The sequence below is a fragment of the Streptomyces sp. NPDC000941 genome (assembly GCF_053599555.1).
Window position 1 is genome coordinate 1 of record NZ_JBSFMM010000101.1, and the last position, 26,261, is coordinate 26,261.

23 protein-coding genes, 1 pseudogene and 1 riboswitch are annotated in these 26,261 nt (G+C 71.0%); of the genes and pseudogenes, 12 read left to right on the forward strand and 12 right to left on the reverse strand.

The window, feature by feature from the left end; translation table 11 throughout:
* The 4 genes from pgi to tal all read right to left on the reverse strand — a co-directional run.
* Positions 1–1,155, reverse strand: a 1,155-nt coding sequence (gene pgi / locus ACWDSL_RS28940; protein WP_450490297.1) for a glucose-6-phosphate isomerase, incomplete at its 3' end; no start/stop codon positions are given.
* Complete coding sequence (opcA, locus tag ACWDSL_RS28945) at positions 1,148–2,125, reverse strand: glucose-6-phosphate dehydrogenase assembly protein OpcA (RefSeq protein WP_450490299.1); 978 nt, start codon at positions 2,123–2,125, stop codon at positions 1,148–1,150. The genes pgi and opcA, both read right to left, overlap by 8 nt.
* Complete coding sequence (gene zwf / locus ACWDSL_RS28950; protein WP_450490301.1) at positions 2,122–3,663, reverse strand: glucose-6-phosphate dehydrogenase; 1,542 nt, start codon at positions 3,661–3,663, stop codon at positions 2,122–2,124. The genes opcA and zwf overlap by 4 nt, the downstream gene beginning before the upstream one ends.
* 6 nt (positions 3,664–3,669) lie before the next feature.
* On the reverse strand, positions 3,670–4,788 hold the full coding sequence (gene tal, locus ACWDSL_RS28955) for a transaldolase (protein WP_450490303.1): 1,119 nt from the start codon (positions 4,786–4,788) through the stop codon (positions 3,670–3,672).
* Between the two features lie 201 nt (positions 4,789–4,989).
* On the opposite strand from tal, the gene ACWDSL_RS28960 reads away from it, so the two are divergent.
* Entirely contained in the window at positions 4,990–6,210 is a 1,221-nt protein-coding gene (locus ACWDSL_RS28960; RefSeq protein ID WP_450490305.1) for a serpin family protein, read from the forward strand.
* Positions 6,211–6,268: 58 nt separating this feature from the next.
* A complete protein-coding gene (locus ACWDSL_RS28965) occupies positions 6,269–6,973 on the forward strand; it encodes a ribonuclease H family protein (protein WP_450490307.1) in 705 nt (234 codons plus the stop codon).
* Positions 6,974–7,042: 69 nt separating this feature from the next.
* Here the strand turns inward: ACWDSL_RS28965 and ACWDSL_RS28970 are convergent, their stop codons facing one another.
* A complete protein-coding gene (locus ACWDSL_RS28970; protein WP_450490309.1) occupies positions 7,043–7,483 on the reverse strand; it encodes an Lrp/AsnC family transcriptional regulator in 441 nt (146 codons plus the stop codon).
* A gap of 189 nt (positions 7,484–7,672) precedes the next feature.
* Between ACWDSL_RS28970 and ACWDSL_RS28975 the strand changes: the two genes are divergently transcribed.
* The 3 genes from ACWDSL_RS28975 to ACWDSL_RS28985 all read left to right on the forward strand — a co-directional run bounded on the left by ACWDSL_RS28975 (position 7,673) and on the right by ACWDSL_RS28985 (position 11,885).
* Complete coding sequence (locus ACWDSL_RS28975; protein ID WP_450490311.1) at positions 7,673–8,812, forward strand: acyl-CoA dehydrogenase family protein; 1,140 nt, start codon at positions 7,673–7,675, stop codon at positions 8,810–8,812.
* 67 nt (positions 8,813–8,879) lie between these two features.
* The gene (locus ACWDSL_RS28980; protein WP_450490313.1) at positions 8,880–9,938 is read left to right on the forward strand and encodes an NAD(+)/NADH kinase; all 1,059 of its coding nucleotides are present in this window, start codon (positions 8,880–8,882) and stop codon (positions 9,936–9,938) included.
* Between the two features lie 93 nt (positions 9,939–10,031).
* The gene (locus ACWDSL_RS28985) at positions 10,032–11,885 is read left to right on the forward strand and encodes a glycoside hydrolase family 15 protein (RefSeq protein ID WP_450490315.1); all 1,854 of its coding nucleotides are present in this window, start codon (positions 10,032–10,034) and stop codon (positions 11,883–11,885) included.
* A gap of 151 nt (positions 11,886–12,036) precedes the next feature.
* Here the strand turns inward: ACWDSL_RS28985 and ACWDSL_RS28990 are convergent, their stop codons facing one another.
* On the reverse strand, positions 12,037–12,885 hold the full coding sequence (locus tag ACWDSL_RS28990; RefSeq protein ID WP_450490360.1) for a S1 family peptidase: 849 nt from the start codon (positions 12,883–12,885) through the stop codon (positions 12,037–12,039).
* A gap of 149 nt (positions 12,886–13,034) precedes the next feature.
* Here ACWDSL_RS28990 and ACWDSL_RS28995 point away from each other — a divergent pair, with 149 nt between their 5' ends.
* Positions 13,035–13,508, forward strand: a complete 474-nt coding sequence (locus ACWDSL_RS28995; protein WP_450490317.1) for a hypothetical protein — start codon at positions 13,035–13,037, stop codon at positions 13,506–13,508.
* On the opposite strand, the gene ACWDSL_RS29000 is transcribed toward ACWDSL_RS28995, so the two are convergent.
* Complete coding sequence (locus tag ACWDSL_RS29000; RefSeq protein WP_450490319.1) at positions 13,409–13,723, reverse strand: DMT family transporter; 315 nt, start codon at positions 13,721–13,723, stop codon at positions 13,409–13,411. The genes ACWDSL_RS28995 and ACWDSL_RS29000 overlap by 100 nt on opposite strands.
* A gap of 11 nt (positions 13,724–13,734) precedes the next feature.
* A riboswitch (guanidine-III (ykkC-III) riboswitch) is annotated at positions 13,735–13,796 on the reverse strand.
* Positions 13,797–13,966: 170 nt separating this feature from the next.
* Here ACWDSL_RS29000 and ACWDSL_RS29005 point away from each other — a divergent pair.
* From ACWDSL_RS29005 to ACWDSL_RS29015, 3 genes and pseudogenes are all read left to right on the forward strand, one after another.
* Positions 13,967–14,938 (forward strand): alpha/beta fold hydrolase, encoded by a 972-nt coding sequence (locus tag ACWDSL_RS29005; protein ID WP_450490321.1) that lies wholly within the window; start codon positions 13,967–13,969, stop codon positions 14,936–14,938.
* A 204-nt stretch (positions 14,939–15,142) separates the two neighbouring features.
* Positions 15,143–15,577 carry an SAV_915 family protein gene (locus tag ACWDSL_RS29010; protein WP_450490323.1) on the forward strand — a complete coding sequence of 145 codons (435 nt, stop codon included), beginning with the start codon at positions 15,143–15,145 and terminating at the stop codon, positions 15,575–15,577.
* Positions 15,578–15,828: 251 nt separating this feature from the next.
* A pseudogene (locus ACWDSL_RS29015) lies at positions 15,829–16,301 on the forward strand (diaminopimelate decarboxylase family protein); the annotation flags it as partial.
* A 31-nt stretch (positions 16,302–16,332) separates the two neighbouring features.
* On the opposite strand, the gene ACWDSL_RS29020 reads toward ACWDSL_RS29015, so the two are convergent.
* Together ACWDSL_RS29020 and ACWDSL_RS29025 are read right to left on the reverse strand one after the other, a co-directional pair.
* Positions 16,333–16,896, reverse strand: a complete 564-nt coding sequence (locus ACWDSL_RS29020; RefSeq protein WP_450490325.1) for a GNAT family N-acetyltransferase — start codon at positions 16,894–16,896, stop codon at positions 16,333–16,335.
* A gap of 42 nt (positions 16,897–16,938) precedes the next feature.
* Positions 16,939–17,628 (reverse strand): DUF6882 domain-containing protein, encoded by a 690-nt coding sequence (locus ACWDSL_RS29025; RefSeq protein WP_450490327.1) that lies wholly within the window; start codon positions 17,626–17,628, stop codon positions 16,939–16,941.
* Positions 17,629–17,797: 169 nt separating this feature from the next.
* Here ACWDSL_RS29025 and ACWDSL_RS29030 point away from each other — a divergent pair, with 169 nt between their 5' ends.
* A complete protein-coding gene (locus ACWDSL_RS29030) occupies positions 17,798–18,169 on the forward strand; it encodes a hypothetical protein (protein ID WP_450490329.1) in 372 nt (123 codons plus the stop codon).
* Between the two features lie 60 nt (positions 18,170–18,229).
* On the opposite strand, the gene ACWDSL_RS29035 is transcribed toward ACWDSL_RS29030, so the two are convergent.
* Together ACWDSL_RS29035 and ACWDSL_RS29040 are read right to left on the reverse strand one after the other, a co-directional pair.
* Positions 18,230–18,883, reverse strand: coding sequence for a class I SAM-dependent methyltransferase (locus ACWDSL_RS29035; RefSeq protein ID WP_450490331.1), 654 nt, complete (start codon positions 18,881–18,883; stop codon positions 18,230–18,232).
* A gap of 73 nt (positions 18,884–18,956) precedes the next feature.
* Positions 18,957–20,843 carry an alpha-L-fucosidase gene (locus ACWDSL_RS29040; RefSeq protein WP_450490362.1) on the reverse strand — a complete coding sequence of 629 codons (1,887 nt, stop codon included), beginning with the start codon at positions 20,841–20,843 and terminating at the stop codon, positions 18,957–18,959.
* Positions 20,844–20,985: 142 nt separating this feature from the next.
* Between ACWDSL_RS29040 and ACWDSL_RS29045 the strand changes: the two genes are divergently transcribed.
* Complete coding sequence (locus ACWDSL_RS29045) at positions 20,986–23,019, forward strand: family 20 glycosylhydrolase (RefSeq protein ID WP_450490333.1); 2,034 nt, start codon at positions 20,986–20,988, stop codon at positions 23,017–23,019.
* A 205-nt stretch (positions 23,020–23,224) separates the two neighbouring features.
* Here the strand turns inward: ACWDSL_RS29045 and ACWDSL_RS29050 are convergent, their stop codons facing one another.
* On the reverse strand, positions 23,225–24,880 hold the full coding sequence (locus ACWDSL_RS29050; RefSeq protein ID WP_450490335.1) for a GH39 family glycosyl hydrolase: 1,656 nt from the start codon (positions 24,878–24,880) through the stop codon (positions 23,225–23,227).
* Positions 24,881–25,066: 186 nt separating this feature from the next.
* Between ACWDSL_RS29050 and ACWDSL_RS29055 the strand changes: the two genes are divergently transcribed.
* Complete coding sequence (locus ACWDSL_RS29055; RefSeq protein WP_450490337.1) at positions 25,067–26,251, forward strand: ROK family transcriptional regulator; 1,185 nt, start codon at positions 25,067–25,069, stop codon at positions 26,249–26,251.
* Positions 26,252–26,261: the final 10 nt, after the last annotated feature.

Here is a 26,261-nt window from a genome sequence, read left to right on the forward strand (position 1 = left end):
GCCGGGGGTGCCCCAGACCACCGGGCCGGTCTGCCAGTCGACCGGATTGCCCTCGCGGTCCACCGACTTGCCGTTGGACTCCATGTCCAGCTGCTGCAGATACGCGGTGAACTTCGACAGATAGTGGCTGTACGGCAGCACCGCATGCGACTGGGCGTCGAAGAACCCGCCGTACCACACGCCCAGCAGCCCCAGCAGCAGCGGCGCGTTGGCCTCCGCGGGGGCGGTGCGGAAGTGCTCGTCGACCAGATGGAAACCGTCCAGCAGTTCGCGGAACCGCTCCGGGCCGATGGCGATCATCAGCGACAGGCCGATGGCGGAGTCGAACGAGTAGCGCCCGCCGACCCAGTCCCAGAACTCGAACATGTTGGCCGGGTCGATGCCGAACTCCGCCACCTTCTCCGCGTTGGTGGACAGCGCCACGAAGTGCCTGGCCACCGCCTCCTCGCCGGCGTCGGCGCCGAGACCGGCCAGCAGCCAGCCGCGTGCGGAGGTGGCGTTGGTGATGGTCTCGATCGTGGTGAAGGTCTTCGACGCGACGATGAACAACGTCTCGGCCGGGTCCAGGTCCCGTACGGCCTCGTGCAGATCGGCGCCGTCCACATTGGACACGAAGCGGACGGCCAACTCCCGCGCGCTGTACGGGCGCAGCGCCTCGTACGCCATCGCGGGGCCCAGGTCGGAGCCGCCGATGCCGATGTTCACGACGGTACGGATGCGCTTGCCGGTGGCGCCGGTCCACTCGCCCGAGCGGACCCGCCGCGCGAAGGCCGCCATCTTGTCCAGCACCGCGTGCACGGCCGGGACCACGTTCTCGCCGTCGACCTCGATCACCGCATCGCGCGGGGCGCGCAGCGCGGTGTGCAGCACCGCCCGCTGCTCGGTGACATTGATCTTCTCGCCGCGGAACATCGCGTCCCGCAGGCCGACGACGCCGCGCGCCTTCGTCAGCTCCCTCAGCAGCCGCAGCGTCTCGTCGGTCACCAGGTGCTTGGAGTAGTCGATATGCAGATCCCCGACCCGCATCACATAGCGGTCGGCGCGCCCGGCGTCGGCGGCGAACAGATCGCGCAGCTGGACCCCCGCGAGCTCCTCGCGGTGCCCCGCGAGCGCGGCCCACTCGGGAAGCCGGTCGAGACGGGCGGGGTCAGACATCCTTCTGCTCCTTCTTCCCAGAAGCGGCGGGGGCCGGTGCGGGCGCCGGCGCCGGGGCGGTGATCCGGGCGCGCAGGGCGGCGGCGTACGCCTCGTCGGGGTCGAGCCGGCGCAGCTCCTCGGCGATCAGCTCGGCGGTGCTGCGCACCTTCAGCGCCAGGGTGCGGTCGGGCTGGCCCGGAATGGACAGCGTGGCCACCGGGCCGTCCGGGCGGTCGATGTGGACGTCCCCGGCGGCGGTGCGCAGCCGGACCCCGGTGACCACCGGGCCGTCGGTGACCACCTGCTCGACCGGCACCTTCAGCCGGTTGGCGAACCAGCGGGCCAGCAGCTCGGCGCTCGGATTGTCCGCCTCGCTCTCCACCACCGCCGAGACGACCTCCGTACGGGCCTGGTCAAGCGCCGCCGCGAGCATGGCCCGCCACGGGGTGAGCCGGGTCCAGGCCAGGTCGGTGTCGCCGGGCGCGTACGAGGCGGCGCGGGCGGCCAGCTGCTCCAGCGGGTCTTCGACGGCGTAGGCGTCGGTGATCCGCCGCTGTGCGAGCGCGCCCAGCGGGTCCTGCGCGGGCCGGGCCGGGGCGTCGACCGGCCACCAGACCACGACCGGGGCGTCCGGCAGCAGCAGCGGCAGGACCACCGAGTCCGCGTAGTCCGCGAGTTCGCCGTGCAGCCGCAGCACGACGGTCTCGCCGCCTCCGGCGTCGCCGCCGACGCGCACCTCGGCGTCGAGGCGGGCGGTACGCCGCTCGCGCGGGGAGCGGCCGGGCCGCTTGATGACCGCCAGGATCCGCGAGGGGTGTTCCCGGGAGGCATCGGCGGCGGCCTTGAGCGCGTCGTAGTGGTTGCCCTCGTCGGTGACGACGACCAGGGTGAGCACCATGCCGACGGCGGGGCTGCCCGCCGCCCGGCGGGCCTCCACCAGGGCCGCGTTGATCTTGCTCGATGTGGTGTTGGTCAGATCGATGTTCATGGCCGGCGCCAGTTCCGTCCGTCTCGTGCGAGCATGTCGTCCGCGGCCTTCGGACCCCAGGTGCCGGCGGTGTACTGCTCCGGCCGGCCGTGGGTGTCCCAGTAGTCCTCCACGGGATCGAGGATCTTCCAGGACTCCTCGACCTCCTCCGTGCGCGGGAACAGGTTGGCGTCGCCGAGCAGAACGTCGAGGATCAGCCGCTCGTACGCCTCCGGGCTCTCCTCCGTGAACGACTCGCCGTACGCGAAGTCCATCGTCACGTCCCGGATCTCCATGGAGGTGCCGGGCACCTTGGAGCCGAACCTGACCGTGATGCCCTCGTCCGGCTGCACCCGGATGACCAGGGCATTCTGCCCCAGCTCCTGGGTGTCGGTGGTGTCGAAGGGGGAGTGCGGGGCGCGCTGGAAGACCACCGCGATCTCGGTCACCCGCCGCCCGAGCCGCTTACCGGTCCGCAGATAGAAGGGCACACCGGCCCAGCGGCGGTTGTCGACCTCCAGCTTGAGGGCCGCGTAGGTGTCGGTCCCGGAGTCCGAGGAGATGCCCTCTTCCTCCAGATAGCCCCGCACCAGCTCGCCGCCCTGCCAGCCGGCCGCGTACTGCCCGCGCACCGAGTGCGCACCGAGGTCGGCGGGGAGCCTGACCGCCTTGAGGACCTTCAGCTTCTCGGCCACCAGCGACGCGGCGTCGAATCCGGCCGGCTCCTCCATCGCGGTCAGCGCGAGGAGCTGGAGGAGGTGGTTCTGGATGACGTCCCGGGCCGCGCCGATGCCGTCGTAGTAGCCGGCGCGCCCGCCGATGCCGATGTCCTCGGCCATGGTGATCTGCACATGGTCGACATACGACCGGTTCCAGATCGGCTCGAACATCTGGTTGGCGAAGCGCAGCGCCAGGATGTTCTGGACGGTCTCCTTGCCCAGGTAGTGGTCGATGCGGAAGACCTGGTCGGGTGCGAACACCTCGTGGACGACCTGGTTCAGCTCCTCGGCGGAGGCCAGGTCGTGCCCGAAGGGCTTCTCGATGACCGCGCGCCGCCAGGACCCCTCGGACGCGTCGGACAGCCCGTGCCGCTTGAGCTGCCGTACGACGGTGGGGAAGAACTTCGGCGGTACGGAGAGGTAGAAGGCGAAGTTGCCGCTGGTGCCGCGCGCCGCGTCGAGCTCGTCGACGGTCTCGCGGAGCTGCTTGAACGCCTTGTCGTCGTCGAACTCACCGGGGACGAAGCGCATGCCCTCGGCGAGCTGCCGCCAGACCTCCTCGCGGAACGGGGTCCGGGCGTGTTCCCTGACCGCGTCATGGACGACCTGGGCGAAGTCCTGGTGCTCCCAGTCGCGGCGGGCGAAGCCCACGAGCGAGAAGCCCGGGGGCAGCAGACCGCGGTTGGCCAGGTCGTACACGGCGGGCATCAGCTTCTTGCGCGACAGGTCGCCGGTGACGCCGAAGATGACCAGACCGGACGGGCCCGCGGTGCGCGGAAGGCGGCGGTCCGCCGGGTCGAGCAGCGGGTTGACCCACTGGCCGGCTGTGGTTGCCGACATGGTTGTTCACGCCTCCTTGGGCGCCAGGCGCCGGAGTTCGGCTTCGGTGGAGGTGAGCAGGTCCAGCCAGGCCTGCTCGAACTTCTGGACACCCTCGTCCTCCAGCAGCCGGACCACGTCGTCGTACGAGACGCCCAGCGCTGCCAGTTCGTCGAGGACTCCCTTGGCGTCCTGGTAGGTGCCGCGGACGGTGTCGCCGGTGATCTCGCCGTGGTCGGCGGTGGCCGCCAGGGTGGCCTCGGGCATGGTGTTGACCGTGTCGGGGGCGACCAGCTCAGTGACGTAGAGGGTGTCGGGGAGGGCGGGGTCCTTGACGCCGGTCGAGGCCCACAGCGGCCGCTGCCGGTTGGCACCCGCCTCCTCCAGGGACCGCCACCGCTCGCCGCCGAAGGCCTCCTCGTACGCCTGGTAGGCGAGGCGGGCGTTGGCCAGGGCGGCCCGGCTCTTGAGGGCCTTCGCGGCCTCGGTGCCGAGCTTGTCGAGGCGCTTGTCGATCTCGGTGTCCACACGGGAGACGAAGAAGGACGCCACCGAGTGGATCTCCGACAGGTCCAGACCCGCCGCCCGGGCCTGCTCCAGACCGGCCAGATAGGCGTCGATCACGGCCTTGTAGCGGTCGAGCGAGAAGATCAGCGTGACATTCACGCTGATGCCCGCGCCGATGACCTCGGTGATCGCGGGGAGCCCGTCCTCGGTGGCGGGGATCTTGATCAGGGTGTTGGGGCGGTCGACGAGCCAGGCGAGCTGCTTGGCCTCGGCGACGGTGGCGGCGGTGCGGTGGGCGAGCCGCGGGTCGACCTCGATGGACACCCGGCCGTCCCGGCCGCCGGTGGAGTCGAACACCGGGCGCAGGACGTCCGCGGCGTCCCGTACATCGGCGGTGGTGACCATGCGGATGGCCTCGTCCACGGTCACCCCGCGGGTGGCCAGGTCGCGGAGCTGGTCCTCATAGCCGTCGCCGCCGGAGATCGCCTTCTGGAAGATCGACGGATTGGTGGTGACCCCGACCACATGGCTTCGGTCGACCAGCTCCGCCAGATTGCCGGAGGCGATGCGCCCCCGCGAAAGGTCGTCGAGCCAGATCGCGACGCCTTCGTCGGCCAGGCGCTTGAGTGCATCAGTCATTGTCTACCGGTCCGCTTCTTCCGCTGGATCGCATGCGTATGGGTCCGATCCCGTTATGTTTAGCTGTGAAACATTCAACAGAACGAGAGGCCCGCCGCCCCTATTCCGGAGACCCGTGTGATCTGAGGCACTGGAGATCGTTAAGGTGATTCGCGGGACACGGGGTCGCAGGACACAGGGTCGCAGGACACGGGGGAGAACATGGTCACCGAGGACGCCACGGCGGCGCGTGCCGTCAACGCGATGACGGCGAACTGGGCGCGGGAAGCGGTGCACGGGCGCGGCACGGTCCTCACCGCGGCCGGCGTCTGGCCGGCCCTCGCCCTGCTCGCCGACGGCGCCGACGGCCCGGCCCGGCGGGAGCTGGAAGAGGCCCTGGGGATCGGCGCGGAAACGGCGCTCGCCCAGGGCCGGAATCTGCTCGCCGCGCTGGGTGAGCTGCCGGGTGTCGACGCGGCCCTCGGGCTGTGGACCCGTGAGGAGCTGCCGCTGCGCCCCGAGTGGCTGAGCCGGCTGCCCCTGGAGACCCACGGCGCCCTCACCGGCGATGTGGAGGCCGACCTCGAGCGGATGAACGCCTGGGCGGCCCGCCACACCGACGGCATGATCGACAAGATGCCCCCCGTGGTCGACCCGACCACGCTGCTGGTGCTGGCCACGGCCCTGGTCGTACGGACCACCTGGCGACGGCCCTTCGACCCCTCCGTGACGGTCCCGCGCCACGGCCCCTGGGCCGGGCGCACGCTGGCCGGTCTGTTCCGCAGCTGCCATCTGTCGGACGAGATCGCCGTCGCGCACACCCCCGACGGCCCGCTCACCATGCTGCGGGTCGAGGGGGACAGCGGCCTGGACGTACATCTGCTCCTCGGCGCGGAGGGCGACGCGGGCGGGCAGGTGCTGTCGGCGGGCGTGGCGTCGCTCGGCGGGACGTACCCGACGACGGCGGGCGCGGCGCTTTCGCTCGGCGCCCCCGGACCCGGCCTGACCGTCGAGACCGTGGCGAGCTGGGACGGGACGCCTGTGCTGCGCGTCGAATCGGTGCCCTTCACCGTGGACGGCGACCACGATCTGCTCGACCACGCGCCGCTGTTCGGGCTCCGCTCCGCGCAGAACGCCTCGCACGGCCACTTCCCGGGGATCAGCTCCGCACCGCTGGCGATCTCGGCGGCGAAGCAGAGCGCGACGGCGACCTTCGGCGCCCTCGGTTTCCGCGCCGCCGCGGTGACCGCGATGGCCGCGGCGCCCGGCGGTGTGCCGCCGACGCCCCCGCACCGGGCGCAACTGGTCCACGCCCGCTTCGACCGGCCCTTCGGCTTTCTCGCGGTGCACCGGGCCTCCGGCCTGGTGCTGATGGCCGGCTGGGTCGGCGAACCGGAAGAGTACCGGGACCGGCTCCTGCCGGGGATGCGCATCAGCCGCTGAGCGCCCGCCGGGGTCGCTTGGGTGCGGGAGGGGTCCGCGCAGGTGGCAGTATCGGGGGATGACGACACGGATCATTGCCGCGTGCGACGGGGCGTCGAAGGGCAACCCCGGGCCCGCTGCCTGGGCATGGGTCATGGCGGGCGCCGACGGCGCGGTGGCGCGGTGGGAGGCCGGGCCGCTGGGCACCGCCACCAACAACGTGGCCGAACTGACCGCGCTCATGCGCCTGTTGGAGTCCACCGACCCGGCGGTGCCGCTCGAGGTGCGGATGGACTCGCAGTACGCGATGAAGGCGGTCACCACCTGGCTGCCGGGATGGCGCAGAAAGGGCTGGAAGACCGCCTCGGGCAGCCCGGTGGCCAACCGCGATCTCGTGGTGCGTATCGACGAGCTGCTGGGCGGCCGGGACGTGGAGTTCGTGTACGTGGCGGCCCACCAGGTGGGCGGCGACCCGTTCAACGCGGCCGCGGACCAGGCGGCCAGCGACACGGCCCGCTCCCAGCAGGCCATCGGCAGCTCCCTCGGCTCGGCCCTGCCCGAGCCCGAGGCCCCGGCCGGGAACGGCGGCAAGCAGGCGAGCAGGGCGACCAAGGGGACCGGGACCGCGGCGCGGCGGGGGAGCGCCGCCCGCTCGGGCGGCTCGATCACGGCGAAGTTCCCCGGCCGGTGCCGCTGTGGCGCCCCGTACGCGAAGGGGGAGACCATCAAGAAGAACACCGACGGCTGGGGCCACCCCGCCTGCGCCATCGCCGCCGCGGACTGACCCGCGGCCGTCCCCTCCGCGGCCCGCGGGGCCGGTCGCGGCTCCTCAGGCGTCTCCAGCCGTCTCCCGTCAGGCGTCTCTCGTCCAGGAGCCCAGCACCATCAGCGTCTTGGTGCCGGTGACCTGCCCCGCGCGCCGCAGCCCGTCGATGGCCTGCTGCAGATGCTCGATGTCCCGCACCCGGACATGCACCAGAGCGTCGGGATCGCCCGCGATCGTGAAGACCGCCTGGACCTCGGGCACCTCGTACGCGGTGCGGACGATCTCCCCGACAGGAGTGGTGCCCGTATACGACAGCTCCACGAACGCCTCGATGCCCCGGCCCAGTTTGGCGTGATCGACCTGCACCGTGAAGCCCGTGATCACGCCGCTCTCCCGCAGCCGGTCCACCCGGCGCTTGACCGCGGCCACCGACAGCCCGACCGCGGGGGCCATTTCGGAGAAGGTGCGCCGCCCGTCCTCCCGGAGCATCCGCAGCAACTGGCGGTCCACATCGTCGATCTCGGTCATTCAGGCCCCGCTTCGGCTCGACGGCTCGATAAAACAGCACCCCACGCGCAAGCAAAACTGTCCGAACGGCCTGCTTGTGGAAATATTTTGCGTCTTGCACCCGACTTCTCACAAGGTCCTTGTGGCCCACGGCCTCGTATTGCTGTCCTGAGCGCGCCCGCCCACCCGTACGCGCCCAGGAGCATCGTCATGACCGTCGACCGCCTGCTGCCCACCCGGGAGGCCGAGGACCTGCTGGACCTCGTCCGCGACATCGCCGACAAGGAACTCTCCCCCCGCGTCGACGGACATGAACGCGCCGAGACCTATCCCGAGGGCCTGTTCGCCCTGCTCGGCGAGGCGGGCCTGCTGGGTCTGCCCTACCCGGAGCAGTTCGGCGGGGGCGAGCAGCCCTATGAGGTCTACCTCCAGGCCCTGGAGGAACTGGCCGCGCGCTGGGCGGCCGTCGGCGTCGCGGTGAGCGTCCACACCCTCGCCGCCTTCCCCCTTCTCACCTTCGGCACCGACGCCCAGCGCGGCCGCTGGGCGGACGATATCCTCAGCGGCCGGCTCATCGGCGGATACAGCCTCTCCGAACCGCAGGCCGGCTCGGACGCCGCGGCTCTGACCTGCCGGGCCGACAAGGACGCCGACGGCTACCGGATCAACGGCGCCAAGGCCTGGATCACCCACGGCGGCGAAGCCGGGTTCTACGCCCTCTTCGCCCGCACCTCCCCGGGCAGCGACGGCATCTCCTGCTTCCTCGCCCCCGGGCACACCGACGGCCTCACCTTCGGCCGGCCCGAGGAGAAGATGGGCCTGCACGCCATCCCCACCACGGCCGCCTTCTGGGACAACGCCCTGCTCGACCCCGACCGGCTCATCGGACGGGAAGGGCAAGGGCTGCAGATCGCCTTCAGCGCCCTGGACTCCGGCCGGCTGGGCATCGCCGCCTGCGCCACCGGACTGGCCCAGGCCGCCCTGGACGCCGCCGTCGCCTACGCCCATGAACGCACCGCGTTCGGCCGGAAGATCATCGACCACCAGGGGCTCGGCTTCCTGCTGGCGGACATGGCCGCCGCCGTCGACTCCGCGCGCGCCACCTACCTCGACGCCGCCCGCCGCCGCGACGCGGGACGCCCGTACAGCCGGCAGGCCAGCGTCGCCAAGCTCATCGCCACCGACGCCGCCATGAAGGTCACCACCGACGCGGTCCAGGTCTTCGGCGGCTACGGATACACCCGCGACTATCCCGTCGAGCGCTATATGCGCGAGGCCAAGATCATGCAGATATTCGAGGGCACCAATCAGATCCAGCGCCTGGTCATCAGCCGCCGGCTCGCCGACTGACCCGCGCCCCCGGCGCCCGCGGCCACGCGATCTGCGGGACGGACCGGCGCGGACTACCGTGGAGGCGATGCCTCTGACCCGGCTCGGCCTCGTCGTTCACCAGGGCCGTCCGGTCGCCGTCGCGGCGGCGCGGACCGCGCGGGACTGGTGTGCCACGCACGGTGTCGTCTGCACCGACCTCGACGTATGGCAGGCGGGGGTGCCGCGGCGCGGCGGCCAGGAAGAGGCCGTGGCCGCGGGCCACCCGGGGGTGGTCATGACCTTCGGCGGCGACGGCACGTTTCTGCGCGGGGCGCGGATCGCCGCCAAGGACGGGGCGTCGGTGCTGGGGGTGAACGTGGGCCGGGTCGGCTTCCTCACCGAGATCACCACCGACCAGGTGGAGGGCGCGCTGGACGCCCTCCACCGGGACCAGACGGTCATCGAGGAGCGGATGGTGCTCACCCTCCGGGCATCGCGCCCGCTGGATACGCCCACCGGTCTGGAGGAGCCGCTGTGCTACGGGCGCGGCCCCGCGCTGCCCGCGCCAGCCGTGCGCCCCGGCGCCACGGACAAGGCCGGCTGGGGGATCCCTCTGGACGTCACCGCGGTCAACGATGTGGTCTTCGAAAAGCTCTCCCGGAACCGGCAGGTGAACCTGGCCGTGTATCTGGCCGAGCAGCTGCTGGCCTGCTACTCGGCCGACGCCCTCATCGTCGCCACCCCCACCGGCTCCACCGCCTACAGCTTCGCCGCCGGGGGACCCGTGCTGGCCCCCGAGGCCGATGCGATCGTCTTCACTCCGGTCGCCCCGCATATGGCCTTCGACCGCACCGTGATCGCCGACGCCGACGAGATCGTCGCGGTCCGCGTACTGCCTCACTCCGGACGCGTCGCCGTCAGCATCGACGGGGAACTGCGCGGGGTGCTGGACCCGGGGGACTGGATGGCGGCCTACCGGGCCCCGTACTGCCTGCGCCTGGCGCGGCTGACCCCCCTGCAGTTCTACCGGCGCCTGCGCGGCCGCTTCCAGCTGGCCGACGCCCCGGCGGCCGCCATCGACCAGGCCCCGCCCATCTACCGGCCCACCACCCCGCCGCCCGACGACCTGGCCCATCTGCACCGACCCTGGCCGATTGCGGGGTGATTTACCCTGTTATAGGAACATTGGCCGCGCTGGGGGCATGCGCCGCCGGGTACGCGGCCGTGCGGCGGAGCCGCGACGGCAGGGAGGCCTGACATGGTGTTCGACGACGCCGGATACGGGCAGGAGGCGCAATTCCCGACGGCCTCCTCGCGCTATCTGCCGATCGCGGACCACGGACTGATCGGCGATCTGCGCACCGTCGCCCTCGTGGGGACGAACGGCACGATCGACTGGTACTGCTGCCCGCGCTTCGACGCGCCCAGCGTGTTCGGTTCGATCCTGGACGCGGAACGGGGCGGCTCCTTCGAACTGGCCACCGACGTCCCCGCGCGGACCCGCCAGTTCTACTTCCCCGACACCAATGTGCTGATCACCCGCTTCTCCGCCGCCGACGGCGCGGGGGAGATCCAGGACTTCATGCCCGTCGTCGACGACTCCCGCGACTCCGGGCGGCACCGGCTGATCAGGCGGGTGCGCTGCGTACGCGGCACCCTCCCCTTCACCGCACAGGTGGCGCCCCGCTTCGGCTACGGGGCCGAGCCGCACACCGCGCGGATGCAGGGCAACAGGGTGCTCTTCGACTCCCCCTCCCTGTCCCTGGCGCTGACGGCCACCGCGCCCCTGGAGTGCGACGGCCGGGACGTACGGTCGCGCTTCAAACTGCTCGAAGGCGAGTCCGCGGTCTTCGCCCTGGACCGGGTCGACGACGAGGTCGCTCTCCTCGGCTGCGCCCGGCGCGAGGCCGGTGCCGAATTCGAGGCCACGGTCCGCTTCTGGCGCAAATGGCTCAGCGCCTCCCGTTACCACGGGCGCTGGCGGGAGATGGTCCAGCGCTCCCTGCTGACCCTGAAACTGCTCACCTACGCCCCGACCGGCGCCATCGTGGCCGCCCCGACCACCAGCCTGCCGGAGGCCATCGGCCGCGAGCGCAACTGGGACTACCGCTATATGTGGGTCCGGGACGCCGCCTTCTGCGTCTACGCCCTGCTCCGCCTGGGCTTCACCTCGGAGGCCGAGGCTTTCATGGGCTTTCTCTCCGAGCACTGCATCAGCTGCGACGGCGACCAGGCCACCGGACCGCTGCAGATCATGTACGGCATCGACGGCAGCCGTGACCTCCCCGAGCTCCAGCTTTCCCATCTGGAAGGCTACTTGGGATCCGCCCCGGTCCGGGTGGGCAACGGCGCCGCGGCCCAGCTCCAGCTGGACATCTACGGAGCGCTCATCGACTCCGTCTATCTGTACGACAAGTGGGGACAGCCCATCAGCAGCGACCACTGGGACGAGGTGGGCTACCTGGTGAACTGGGTCTGCGACCACTGGGACCAGCCCGACGAAGGCATCTGGGAGAGCCGCGCGGGACGGCAGAACTTCCTGTACTCACGCCTCATGTGCTGGGTGGCCATCGAGCGGGCCATCCGCCTGGCCACCCGCCGTGGACTGCCCGCCGACCTTCCCCGCTGGCGGATCAGCCGCGACGCCATCTACCGGCAGATCATGACACGCGGCTGGTCCGCCCGGCGCGGAGCCTTCGCCCAGCGCCTGGACCAGGACATCCTGGACGCCGCGGTGCTGATGATGCCGATGGCCAAGTTCATCTCCCCGGTGGACCCCAAGTGGCTCGCGACCCTCGACGCCCTGTCGCAGGAGCTCGTATCCGACTCCCTGGTCTACCGCTACGACCCGTTCCTCAGCCCGGACGGCCTGCCCGGCACCGAGGGCACCTTCTCGATCTGCTCCTTCTGGTACGTCGAGGCGCTCACCCGCGCCGGCCGGCTGGAGGAGGCCCGGCTGGCGTTCGAGAAGATGCTCACCTACTCCAACCACCTGGGCCTGTACGCCGAGGAGATCGGCCCGACCGGCGAACAACTCGGCAATTTCCCGCAGGCCTTCACCCACCTCTCCCTCATCAGCGCCGCCTTCAACCTGGACCGCGCCCTCGGCTGATCCCGCCGCTTCGTAAAGATCAGCCGATCCAGACCACGACCGGTATCCGTATCGGCCGGGTAGAAGCGGGCGCGCTGCTGACCCGCGGGCGCGCCGTTCGTGAGCCGTTGCCCGGACGCCGTTTCCGCATGGCCGGCCGTGTGGCCGGCCGTCAGTAGACGGTGAGGCCGTAGGCGCTCAGCACCTCCTGGATGGGCTGGTAGTAGGTGGTGCCGCCGGTGGCGCAGTCCCCGGTGCCGCCGGAGAGAATGCCGATGATCTTGTCGCCGGCATAGAGCGGACCGCCGCTGTCACCCGGCTCGGCGCAGATATTGGTCTGGATCAGTCCGTAGACGATCTCGCCGTTGCCGTAGTTGATGGTGGCGTTGAGCCCGGTGACCCGGCCGCAGTGGACACCGGTCGTGGCCCCCCGGCGGCAGACCTCCTGGCCGACGTAGGCGGTGGCGGTTCCGGTGACGTCGACGGTGCCGACCGTACCGGGGTGCGGGACAGCCGCGTTGGCATATCGGACGACGCCGTAGTCGTCGCCGGGGAAGCTGGTGCCCGTCGTCGGGCCGACCGCGGTGGTCAGATCGGCGCCGGTGTACCACGTCGGCAGGCCGTCAGTGCAGTGGCCGGCGGTGATGAAGTAGTACGTGGAGCCGCTTTGCACATTGACCCCGACGGAACAGCGCCAGCCCGCGGAGGCGTATGCGCCGTCGCCGCCCGAGAGGAGGGTCCGCAGCGGTCCGCCGAGCCGTTCGACGGTCACGGCGCCGCCTGAGCGTGCGGCGATACGGTCGAGCCTGGCCAGGTCGTCGCCCCCGGCCGTGGAGCCGACGGACACGCGCAGCGTCCCGGTGCGTTCATCCACGGTCCAGGCGGTCTCCGGGACGTTCAGCGACTCGATGGCCGAGGCCGCCTCGGATACGGAGGCGGGGGACACCTCGGCGGCAGCGGCCGCACTCGTACCGGCTGTCGCGAGGGCAGCCGCGGTGAACAAGCTCGATACCGCGGCCATCAGCCGGGATCTTCTCCAGGTACGGCGCGCCGTCTTCACCCGAACCTCCTTGAGGGGACTGTCGGTCAGGCTTGGATTGTGCCCTCGGTCCGGCCGCCGCGTAACCCAACTGCCCAGTCGTTCAAGGGGAATCGCCGTGGTGTGCCGTGGTGTGCCTGCCACCGGCCCCGGTAGCGTGGCGCAGTAAGTCGAGCGTCGCGGCCGGCCTCCGCGACGGGTTCGGCCGCGGCCTGGCCCTGGTCGGCCAGGACCATCTCCGCCGCGCCGTGCTGCGCGAACACGACCGCCCCGGGGCGGCCAACATCGGGCTGATCGACACCGTCGCCCGCTACGCCCTGGACGCGGACTACCACGTCGTGGTCGAAGGCATCCTCTACGCCGACCACCGCGGCTCGACGTACGGCTTCTACCTGGACGTACCGCTCGAGGAAACCCTGGCCCGCCACGCCACCAAGCACCGGGCGGAGGAGTACGGCGAGGCGGAGATGCGCTCCTGGTACCGGGAGCAGCGACCGTACGACTCTCAGTGCGCGAGCTTCAGCCCGGCCACGCAGCCGACGATGCCCAGGAGCAACAGAAGTCTCAGCCAGCCGACGGGCTCGCCGCCGAAGACCATGGCGTAGGTGGCGGTGAGCACCGCGCCGATGCCCACCCAGACCGCGTACCCGGTGCCCACATGCACGGTCCGCAACGCGAAGGACAGGCCCGCCATACTCAGCACCAGGCCGATCCCGAAGACGACGGTCGGCAGTGGCCGGCTGAACCCTTCCGACTTGCTCAGCGCCGTGGCCCACACGGCTTCCAGCACCCCGGAGATCACAAGAACGACCCAGGCCATGACAGACACTCCCCGCGTCGTCTTGTCATGCCTGGGTACGGCGCACCTCGTCCAGGAGCCGATCGGGCTCTGCCGGCCATTCTCGCACAGTGGCCCCGACGCGCCCGGTCCGCAAAGACAAAGACACCGGGCAGGACCAGCGGTGTTTCCGGCACCGGTTTGCCGAACCGGCAACGGGACTCGCACCGACGCGGTACGCAACGCACCATCGCAGTACGAGTCGATCAGCAACCCGGAGGAGCCATGTCGCAACCGGACGTCACACATCGCCTGGTCCCCACCCCCGCGGGCAGGATCCACCTGGTGGAGCAGGGGAGCGGACCGCTGGTCCTGCTGGTGCACGGCTTCCCCGAGTCCTGGTACTCATGGCGCCACCAACTGCCGGTGCTGGCCGCCGCCGGATACCGCGCGGTCGCCATCGACGTCCGCGGCTACGGGCGTTCGTCCAAGCCGGAGAGCGTGGCCGCCTACCGGATGCTCGACCTCATCGAGGACAACACCGCCGTGGTGCACGCGCTCGGTGAGCAGACGGCCGTGATCGTCGGCCATGACTGGGGCTCGCCCATCGCCGCGAACTCCGCCCTGGTCAGGCCCGATGTCTTCCGCGCGGTCGGGCTGCTGAGCGTCCCCTACGCCCCGCGCGGAGGACCGCGGCCCAGCGAGATCTTCGCCCAGATGGGCGGGGATGACGAGTTGTACATCTCGTACTTCCAGGCCCCCGGCCGCGCCGAGTCCGAGATCGAGCCCGATGTACGCGGCTGGCTCGCCGGTCTCTACGCCGCCCTGTCCGGGGACACCATGCCCGCGCCCGGCTCCCCCGACCCACACTTCATCAGCCCCGGCGGGACGATGCGCGACAGATTCCCCGAAGGTCTGCCCGCCTGGCTCAGCGAGCACGACCTCGACAGCTACGCCGCCGAGTTCGAACGGACCGGTCTCACCGGACCCCTGAACCGCTACCGCAACATGGACCGGGACTGGGAAGGCCTCGCCGACTTCGACGGCGCCCCCCTCACCCAACCGTCGCTGTTCCTCGGCGGCGCCCTGGACGCCTCCACCACCTGGCTGGCCGACGCGATCGAGGCGTACCCCACCACCCTGCCCGGCCTGCGCTCCTGCCACATCCTCGACGGCTGCGGCCACTGGATCCAGCAGGAACGCCATGAGGAGGTCAATCAGCACCTGACCGACTGGCTCGGCTCCCTCCCCGCCTGAACACGGCGGACCGTTCGCAGCGCGCGTCAACATCGCGTCAGCAGTGCGTCAGCGTCGTCCGGTTCGCCGTCAGCATCGCGTCAGGACCCGTCCGGGAGCCGGGTGCGGCGGGCGTAGCGTGAACGGCGAGCCCGGGCGGCCTCCCTGTAGCGGAGGCGCCCGGCTCAGCCCCCGCACCACCTTGGATCCTCCAGGAGGCATCCCATGGCAGAGCTCCCGTACGACGAAGACCCCGAACCCTGTGAACGGTTCCCGGCCGGGCCTTTGTACGTCCCGGTCCGGCCGGGCCCCTCACGGTGTGCCGCCAGGCTCTTCCGTACGCCCCTCGGCGACCGTACGGCCGTCGGCTTCACGTCCGAGCGCAGGCTGACCGCGACCCTCGGCCCCGACCAGGCGTGGATCAGGCTCGCCGAGCCCGCGCTGCGCGCGCTCACCGAACCGCTCGGCGTCACCACCCTCACGGTCGACCCGCAGTTCACCGCCCCCGCGCCGACGCCCGGCGGGGACGTCGCCGAGGTGCCCCAGAAGGCTCCGGCAGGGGGCTCGCGCGCCGGTGCCTGGGATCCGCGGGCGGTCGGCGCGCTCCGGGTGACCGGCGCCGCCGCCCTCGTCGCGACGCTCTCCTTGTGGATCGGCTGAGGTGCCCACGATGACCACTGCTCACGCCACCGCTCACGCAGCCGCTCACGCCACCGCGACCACCGCCACCTCGGCAGACCTCTCGGCGTGGCCCGCCTCGACCACCGAACCCCGCCGGGGCGACCTCGCGGTGGGCGGCGTACCGCTCGCCGAGCTCGCCGACCGCTTCGGCACCCCGGTCCATGTCCTCGACGAGGCCGAAGTCCGCGACCGCTGCCGCACCTACCGGGACGCCTTCCCCGACGCCGAGATCGGCGGCCGGGCTCACCGTGCCCCGGCTGTTCATCGAACCGGGCCGCGCCGTCGTGGGCCCGGCGGGCGTCGTGCCCTGTACCGGGTCCTGTCGGTCAAACACACCGGTGAGCACACATACGTGGCCATCGACGGCGGTATGAGCGACAACCCGCGGCCGTCGCTGTACGGAGTGCGGTACGCGCCGTGCCTGGTCGGCCGGCACACCACCGCCGCGCCGACCTGGGTCACCGTGGTGGGCCGGCACTGCGAGGCGAGTGACGTCCTGGCCACCGCCGTCGAACTCCCCGGCGACATACGCCTCGGAGACCTGCTGACCGTACCCGTCGCCGGCGCCTACCACCTGTCCATGGCCTCGGCCTACAACATGGTCGGCCGCCCGCCGGTGGCCGCCGTACGGGACGGCCGCGCCCGGCTCCTCGTGCGCCGGGAGCCCTTCGAGGACATCCGCCGTCGCGACGTGGGCCTCTAGGGCCTGTCGTCAAAGGGGGCGCCCCGCCTGGTTACGCCTGGCGCTGTTCCCACTCCGCCCGGGTGAGCTCGTACTCGACTTCGCCGTGCTCCGAGCCCTCGATCGCATCCGACCAGTCGCCGGTGAAGTTCCGGAGGAACGACAGCCCCGCCTTCTCCATCACACGCCGGGACCGGGTGTTCACCGCCATGGTGTTCGCCGTGACCCGCTCCACCCCGAAGTCGGTGAACCCTTTGTCGATCAGGGCCCGGGCTCCCTCCGTGGCATAGCCGCACCCCCAGGCCGCCTTGTTGAGCCGGTAGCCGAGTTCGACCACGGCGGGGCTGTGGTCGTCGACGGGACGGAACTCGAACCAGCCCAGGAAGGTGCCGGTGGCCTTCTCCTCCACGGCCCAGTAGCCACGGGAGCCGAGGAACGGATAGTCGCGGAGGAGTTGGGGCAGGGCCCGCGTCCGGATCGACTCGCGGCTTCTCGGCCGACCGCCGTTGATGAATTGCATGACGTCGGGGTCGTTGTCCAGCGCGAGCAGGTGGTCGACGTCGGCCTCGGTGAACGCGCGGAGCGCGAGCCGTTCGGTCTCCAGGAAGTTGGGCACTGCGCGATCTTCACCATCGGAGGGCCGGCGCGCCACCGAATATCAGGGCGAGACCTTGAGGCTGACGTGGGCGATTCGACCCGCCGTATCGAAGTCGATGTGGACCGAGTCGCCGCTGGGCAGGTCGGCGGTGATGCGGTCACCGTCGGCCCGCTGGGCCATGCCGTGGTGGTCGAAGTATCCCGCCACGGCGTGGCGAGCCGAGTGGCCGATCAGGGACGCGCCGGTGAGCAGCGTCCGCGGCAGGGCGACGGGGTCCAGGGCGGCGCGGGGTACCTGCGGGTCGTCGGGCAGGAAGTAGACCTGTGTGCCGGGACCGGCCGGCATGCCGATATAGCCGGGAGCCCGCACCACACCCATCCCCGTGAAGGCCAGCATCTCGGCGGCGCGCCGGGGATCGGCGAAGCCGGACAGGTCGAGGACTTCCTCGGTGAGCTCGGCGATCTGGTGCGCCCTGCCGTACCGCTCGACCCCCTCGGTCAGGGACACCACTTCGGTCCCGCGCAGTCCGGGGTTCGCCCAGCCCCACATCCAGGACTGCTCCTCCATGTCGAAGGTGCCAAGCACGGCGATCCGCATCTCCAGCTCACCCTGCCGATAGGTGCAGGACGGCAGATCCGCGGTCCAGGGGCCGTCGGGAACGAACGCGGTCAGGGTTTCCAGCTGTGCCGCGCCCCAGGCCGCGTGCCGCTCGGCTTCCAGCAGGAACGCGCCACTGAATTCACTCACCATGATCGCAAGCCTATGAGACCGCCTCGGCCGGGCCGTGTCCGGGGGCGGTGGGGCCGGTCGGTCGTGCGTCGGCGTACGGCGTGCGGCGTACGACGGGAGGGGTCCCGCGTCCGGTGGGTTAGAAATGCCGCGAGGGAAATGCCCCTTTTGGAGACAGGAGGTCCCATTGATGAGCACCGGAATGTGGCGGAGGGCCGCGACGGCCACTGCGACGCTGACGTTGGCGGGCACCCTGGGGTTCGGCCTGACGGCGACGGAGTCGTTTGCCGCCGCCCACGGGCCGTGCTACGACGGGCGGTGCAAGATCACCGTGTCGGCGCCCAGCAGCATCAAGGTCAACAGCCACCGCTTCGGGTTCGGGAAGCTGCGGATCACGCACGTCAGTTCCCGGTCCGTGAAGATGGCGGCCACCACCACAGGTGGCGGGCGCCTGAGCGGCAGCACCAGCCCGGGCGGCACCGTCAGGCTCAACAACCTGAAGATCTCGGTGAAGTCGGTCTCCGGCCATAAGGCCAAGCTGGTGCTGACGCCCACGTCCTGAGCCCGTCGCCCGGCCCCGGCGCGGCTGTCCCGCGCCGGGGTTACGGCAACCGCGCCGGGGTTACGGCTTCTTGGCCGGCGGCTCCGCGATGCCGACGAAGTTCCCGGCCACCGGCCGGATGCGGACCGACCACCCCAGAGCTGTGAGGTCGTCCGTGAGTGTTCGGGCATCGTGGAACACCTTGACGATGCGGTACTGGCTGCCGTCGTCGAGTCGGCGCAGCGCGGCCGGGGCCGGCTGGTTCGCGAGGATGTCCTCCTCCGCGGCGGCGGCGGGGCCATCGTCAATGAAGATCGCTTTGCCGCCCGGTGCGAGCGCGGCGGCGACGGTGTTCCAGAACTCGGGCAACCGCCGCGGCGGAACATGGGAGAGCCAGAAGGCGAAGAACACGGTGTCGTAGCGCCGTGGCGGCCGCCACTCGAACAGATCGGCCTCGACGAACCGGACGGTGGGGGACGCGGTGCGGGCTCGAGCGAGGGCCAGCACTTCGGCCGCCGCGTCGACCGCCGTCACCGACCGCGCCCGCGCCGCGAGCCTCGGGGTCCACTGGCCCGTGCCACAGGCCAACTCCAGCACATCCCCGGCGATCGGGAGCTCATCGACGACGGTCAGCAACTTCCGCAGCTCTTCGCGCTCCGCGTAGGGCCGGTCGTATTGGGCCGCGCCTGCCCTGTAGTAGGCCCTTTGCTCTGCCAGCAGAGCGTCGTCGTCCATATGCATGTCCCTCTCGTCCGTGGCTCGGTCGCCACGGACACTGTCGGCCTTGACCTTTGGGCAAGGTCAAGCGTCACGAGGGGTTGGAGGAGGACGGCGCGACCGTACGGTACAGGCCCACCGTCGCCAGCTGCGGCGTGGCCCGCGCGGCCAGGACGCGGATCCGCACCCGGTCGGTGCGCACCGGTGCGCCCAGCACCAGGATCCGGCTGTAGCCGACGGTCGTACCGCTCGCCGCCTGTACCCATCCGGTGCCGTCCCAGGTGTCCACCGCGAACTCCTCGACCCGCTGGCCCCGGGCGATGTTCTCGCGGAGCAGGATCTGGTCGAAGCTCTGTGCCCGGGGCAGGTCCAGGACCACGCTGCCCGTGGTGGCCTGGCCCGCCGGGGACCAGCCGGTGGACAGGTCCTCGTCGGACAGCGCGGCGCCCGTCGCGTCCTTTCCGGGCGCCAGCAGGTTGGTGCGGTAGGTGTCGCGGACGGCCGTGCCGAAGGAGGTGAGCGAGGCGAGGTCGGCGTCGGCGATCCGCCCGTCCGTGCCGGGCGGCGCGTTGAGCAGCATCACGGCGTTGCGTCCGACGGATTGCCGGTACTTGTCGACCAGCTGGGCCGCCGACTGCGGCCGCTCGCCGGGGTGGTAGAACCAGCCGGGCCTGATCGAGGAGTCAGCCTCGGCCGGGAACCACTGGAGATAGCGCACATCGGACCGGCCGAGCACCGCCCGGGAACCGATGTCCTCGGCCCATGCGCCACCGGGGATCAGCCCCTCGTTGTGCGCCGTGTCCGGGTCGCCCGTCGCCGGTACGACGCTCCACTCGCCGGTCCGCGCCACGCCCGCTTCGTTGCCCACCCACCGGGTGCCCTGCGGCCCGGCGAAGACCACGGTGTCCGGCGACAGCGCCTTGATCATCGAGAACCAGGTGGTGAAGTCGTACTTCTCGCTGATGCCCGAACCGGCCCATGGGTTGGCGCCGTCCAGCCACAGCTCGTCGATCGGCCCGTACTGGGTGAACAGTTCGTAGAGCTGGTTCAGGTAGTAGGCGTTGTAGTCGTCCTCGACGACCTCGAACGTCGGCAGGGTGCCCCGCGCCACCGCGCGGGCCCGGTCGTCGCCGGGGACCAGGGTCGGGATCGTACGCGCCGTGGGCGTGCTGGAGTTGCCGTACCGGCCCTGGCCGGCCGGGCTCGCGGGCGCGTCCTCCAGCGTGGCCTTCTCGGCGGTCGAGCGCGAGTCGGCCGGTTTGGCCTTGATCGCCGGGATGTAGGTGTCCTTGTGCCATGCCCGGGGCAGTTCGGCCCCGTCGGACGGCGACAGATAGACCCCCACCCGCAGCCCCGCCGCACGGGCCGCGCGGACGTATGTGCCGAGGATGTCCCCGCCCTGCCGTTCGCAGCCCGCCTCCCGGGCCCGCCAGTACGCGGAGGGGTCGGTGTCACGCTTCTGCTCGGCCGCGGCCCGGGCGGCGGTGGCCTCCCCGGCCTGGTCGCAGCCCGCGGTGCTGACCCACCAAGGGCTGGCGATCACGGAGTGGTTGCTGTAGCGGGTGGGGTAGAGGACAAAGCCGTCGTGGTGCTTGGCGGTGAAGATGACCTGCTTGGCCCCCATCGCCCGGTACGCACGCATCCACTGGTCCACATCGACGTTCGACGGGGTGAAGCGTGACTCCTTCTCCATGCCCGAGCCCCACTCGCGGTCGGTGAAGGTGTTCATCCCGAAGTGGGTGAAGCCGACGATGTCGCGCTGCTGCCACGCCACCTGGGACGGGCGCGGCACGATGTTGGCGGCCTTCTCGACGATCCGCGCCGGACTGTCGCACTCCTCCACGGCCATGACCGGCGCGGGTGTCACGGGCTCCTGACACCCCGTTGCACCGGTTTCCTCTTTGGTCGCGGCAGCCGTGGCGGTCGCGGGCGGCAGGGCCGTCACCCCGGTCAGTGCCGCGATCGCGGCGGCGATCATGGCGCGGCGCAGACCGCTTCTCCTCGAGCGTCGGAACAGATTCATCGGATGTGTTCGCCTCTCGATGCCGTGACACCGGTCATGGCCGACGAGAGTAGTAAGCGTGTTCGCCGCTGGGAAGTGGGTAACAACCCTCATGCCGATGGACACAGTGATCCAACGAATGCGTGCCGCGCGAAGACACCGCCGCTGGGCCGTCTGCCTTCTGGCCGCCCTGGCCCTGTTCGTACCGCCGGCCCTGCCGGCCTCGGCGCACACCCCCGCGTCCGCCGCTGCCGCCCCCACCGCCACCACACCGGAGGTGATACCGGCCCTGACGGGGTGGACCGCCGGATCCGGCACCCTCCAGCTGCAACAGGGCTCCCGTATCGTCGCGCCCGCGGCCAAACAGGCCCCGGCCAAAGGCGCCTCGGCCACACGGACCCCGGTCAAACGCGCCCAGACCGACGCGGCCACCTTCGCCGACGACCTGGCCGCCGCCACCGGACTCAAACTGCCCGTGGTCACCGGGGGAGAGCCCCGCGCCGGCGACTTGGTCCTGCGCCTCGACCCCGCCGCCCGAGAACTCGGCGCGGAGGGATACGAACTTCTCGTCTCCGACACCGTCCGGATCACCGGAGCGACCGACGACGGGCTGTTCCTCGGCACCCGCACCGTGCTGCAGCTGCTCCACGGCCAGACCACAATGCCGCGCGGCCGGACGGTCGACGTCCCCCAGTACCCCGAACGCGGTGTGGGAGTGTGCGCCTGCTACATCCACATCTCGATGCCCTGGTTCGAGCGGCTGATGCGGGAGATGTCGTATCTGAAGCTCAACCAGCTGTGGATCGAGGCGAAAGTCGCCAGCGACGACTACCCGAAGACCAAGTTCTGGGGCTACTACACCAAGGACGAGATACGACAGCTCTCGGCCATGGCGAAGAAATACCACATCACCCTCGTACCCGAGATCAACTCACCCGGGCACATCGACCCCTATCTGCAGAACCACCCCGAACTGCAACTCACCGACTCCTCCGGCGCCAAGTCGCCGTCGCGGCTGGACATCACCCGGCCCGAGGCCTACGCCTTCTACACCGGGCTCCTCGACGAGGCCCTGACCGTCTGGGACACCCCGTACTGGCACATGGGCGCCGACGAGTACATGCTCGGCTCCGACTACGCCGCCTACCCGCAGATAGCCGCCTACGCGAAGGCGAAGTACGGCGCGTCAGCCACCCCGCAGGACGCGTTCATCGACTTCGTCAACCGCGTCAACGCCCATGTGCGGGCCGCCGGCAGAACCCTGCGGATCTGGAACGACGGACTGACCGGCGACAACACCATCCCCCTCGACAAGAACATCGACGTCGAGCACTGGACCCCCGAGGCCGAGCAGCCGCCCTCCGCGCTCCTCGCGCAGGGCCACCAGGTCATGAACTCCGCCTACTCCCTCTATCTGATCCGCGGCGGCTCGAAAATGAGAACCCAGTCCCTGTACGACAGCGACTGGACACCCCTGCGCTTCGAGGGAGAGACACTGACCGGCACCCAGCCGCAGGTCAGCGGCGCCAAGATCACCATGTGGCCCGACTTCGCGTCCGAACAGACCGAGAACGAGGTCGAGGCCGACGCGTATCTGCCGCTGCGCTTCATCTCCCAGGCCACCTGGGGCAGTCCCAAACCCGCCGCGACCTACACCGGCTTCGCCGACCTCGCGGGCCGGCTCGGCCACGCCCCCGGCTGGAACAACGTGACACGCCTCCCGCTGAAGGACGGCGCCTACGCCCTCACCCTCCCCGGCTCGACCAAGCGGCTGACCACGTCGGGCACCACGCAAGGAGCCCCGGCCAAACTGGCGGCCGACCCCGACGCCACCTGGGCGCTCTCGGCCACCCCCGACGGCTACTACCGCATCCGCGCGGTCCGCGGTGGCACCACCACCGGCAACTGCCTCGACATGGTCAGCGGCAGACGCTACCTGGGCGCACCACTGGAGGCGGGCGCCACCATCACCCAGCAGACCTGCTCGGACAGCACCCGCACCCAACGCTGGCAGCTGACCACCAAGGGCGACACCGTGACCCTGGTCAACGCCATCTCCCAGCTCGCCCTCGTCCAGAACACCGACGGCCTGGCCGTCCAGCTGCCCCCGGACACCCAGCCACCGACCGTGCTGCGCCCGGTGGCCGGGTAGGGGGAGCGCCGCACTCATGGTGGCGCCGTGCAGCACACGCTCGACGGTCTGCTGCACGGCGCCTTGTGGATTGGCAGGTGTAGCAGTACATCTTGGGGTCCGGCACGACACCTCCTGAAAGCGGCAAACAGGCCAACGTGAGCCTATGGAGCATGTTGGGTCACGGAAAGTGCACAACCGGACAACTCGGCGCGCTCGCCGAGGGCTAGCCGATGTGGACCGCGGCGACGCCCTCGGCGGGCAGGGTGAGGGTGAAGCGGGCGACATCGGATCCGTGGTCTGTCTTGAGTTCGAGGGGCCGGCTCACGACGTCGCTCGCGTTCTCGATGTCACGCAGCTGCCGGCGGGTCGGATACTCCGGCGAGCCGAGCTCGATCCACTCCTGGTACGGGTTGGCGTGGTCCTCGTCGATCCGCCGGACCCGTGCCCGGGCCCCGGGCCGTACGCCGCGCAGGGTGACGGTGAGGGTCGCGGGCTGGGCCGGGACGGGGGCGCTGCCGTCGCCGGTGGCGAGCGCGTGGTTGTAGAGCAGAACATCCACACCGCCACCGCCACTGCCGCCACCGTGTGCGCTGCCGGTGACGGCGATGCCGCCCACCGTGGCCGGGGCGTTGGACAGGGTCAGGGGCGCGCGGCGGTCGCCCACCGCGTGCAGAAGCTGGAGCAGCCGGTAGGCGGGCTTCTTGACGCCGTGGATGGTCTGCAGCCCGAACCCGCCGTGGAACGGCTTGTCGGCCTGGCCGAGCTCTTCGAAGATGTCGGTGAACGACCAGTAGGCCAGGGCGTCGACGACCCCGGTGGTCTCGATGATCGTGCGGAGGAAGCTCGCCGCCGCGTCGGACCGGTCCAGGGCGGGGTTGCCGAGGTCGGCGGCTACGTTGGTCTCGGAGATGTAGAGCGGCACGCCGGACGGCGTGTCGGCGCGGTTCTGCCGGAAGAACGACGCCGGGCCCTGCGGCCCCGTCCCGGTGTCGGTCTCGTAGCCGTGGGCGCTGCCGAAGTCGACCGGGACACCCTTCGCGGTGGCCCACTGCATGAACTCGCGGTAGTACTTCACCCCCGGCGAACGGGGCGGGCCGAAGGTCACCTGTCCGGCCGAGGTGGCCGGGCCACCGACCTTCAGGCTCGCGTCGACGTTCTTGATGGCCTCCGCCGCGTACTGGTAGAGCTTGAAATAGGCCTGCTGGTCCCCGTTGAAGAAGGGGAACAGATTCGGCTCGTTCCAGACCTCGAACGGCCAGCTGCGGACCTCGCGGATGCCGTACCGGTCCACCATGTGCCGCGCGAAGTCGCCGACGACCTTGCCCCAGAGCGCGTAGTCCTTCGGCTCCATCTGGTTGAAGTCGTAAAGGAAGAGGCTGAAGGCGGGGGCGGACGCCTGGAGACTCGCCGGCATGCTGCTCAGCTCGACGTACGGGCGCATACCGCGATCGACGAGGGCGTCGTAGACCTGGTCGACGTTGAAGAACGAGTAGTCGTCCTTGGAGAGCGCCGGATTGCGGGGCCGCCCGTTCACGGTCGGGAAGTAGGTGCTCATCGAGGAGTTGAGGACGCCGTGGAAGCGAAGCGACTCGATCCCCAGCTCGTCGTGGCAGTCGAACAGCTGGTCCTGGTAGTCGCGGCGCAGCGCCTGCTTGGCCCAGTCGCCGCCGACCACGCGCTCCCACACATGAGGGAATGGCGATGTCGGCCGGGTGAGGTCCACGACGGCCTGGGCGGTGGCGGTGGACGAGGTGTCGGCCGCCGCCGCGGGGCCGGCGTCGAGCAGTTCCGAACCCAGAGCCGTACCGGCCGCGGCGGCACCGCCGAGGAGCATCTGACGTCGCGTGGGCCCGGCGGAGCGGGCGTGGGTTTCGGGCATGGCTCTCCTCGAGGTGCACCGGGGGGAAGCGGACGGGCGGGCTCGCGGCTGTTCAGCGGGGCCCTGTGGCGTGTGATCGCGCCGCGGAAAAGTAGACGTCGCCCCGGGGTCCGGATACAACGAGTTGCCCATTGCGGTTCGGCGTAATATTCGCCGAATCGGTTGTAATGGCCGTAGGCTGCGGCCGTGACGGAACAGCGCGCCCCGGCGGGCCCACGCGGCGCCGAGCGGAGCGTCGTCGAACTGCTCGGCCGGCGCGAAGCCCTCACCCGCTCCCAGCTCGCCCGCCTCGCGGAACTGCCGCTGTCCACGGTCACCGGGGCAACGGCCCGGCTCCTGGCGCGCGGACTGCTGGAGGAGGAACCCGGCTCCGCGGCGCAGGAGGCACATCGGCGGGGCCGTCCCGCCGCCAGGCTGCGCCTCGTCAGGCACGCCTCCCTCGTCGGCGCCGTCGTCATCACGCACCGAGTCGCCCGCGCCGCGCTCGTCTCCACCGATGGCCGGATACTCGGGCGGATCGAGACTCCGTACGACTGGCTGCAGTGCCCGGATATCGTCGCCGAGTCCGCCCGGTTGCTGACCAGGGCCCGCGACGACGCACACAGCACGGCGCCACTGGGCGGCGTGGTGCTCGGCCTGCCCGTCCCCTACCGGCAGGGGGCCGGGCTCGCACGGCTCGAGTCGGCGCCCGATCCCCGGCCTTCGGGCCGCCCGCCCGCGGCCGCGTGGCTGTTCAGGGATGTGGCACCCGATCTGACCAGGGCCTTCGACGTACCTGCGACCATCGACAACGAGTGCAACCTCGCTGCCCTCGGCGAGCTGGCGTTCGGCGCGGCACGCGGGCGGCGCCACGTGATCTATCTGAAGCTGGTCACCGGAATGGGTGCCGGGCTCATCGTCAACGGGCAGCTCGTGCGCGGAGCGAACGGCCTGGCCGGCGAGTTGTCCCATCTCCATGTCGACTCGGCCGGCCCCATGTGCCGCTGCGGTGCCCGTGGATGCCTCGGCGTGGTCGCCACCACCGACCACGTCCTGGAAGCCGCCCGCCCGCTGTTCGGCCCGGACGTGAACATCTACGACGTCCTCGGCCTCGCCGCGCAGGGCGAGGCGACCGTCCGCCGTGTCCTCGACGACTTCGGCCGCCTCGTCGGACGCCACCTCGCCCCCGCCTGCGTCATGCTCAACCCCGAGTTGATCGTCGTGGACGGCACGCTCGGCCCCGCCGCCGCTCCCGTCATGGAGGGCCTTCACGACGGGTTGCGCCGCCACATGCCCGACGGGGCCCATCGCGCGCTGACCATCACCCTCGGCCGGCTCGCCGAAAACGCGGAACTCCTCGGAGCCGCGCATCTCGCACGAGCCCCGATGTAACTACCGCCCG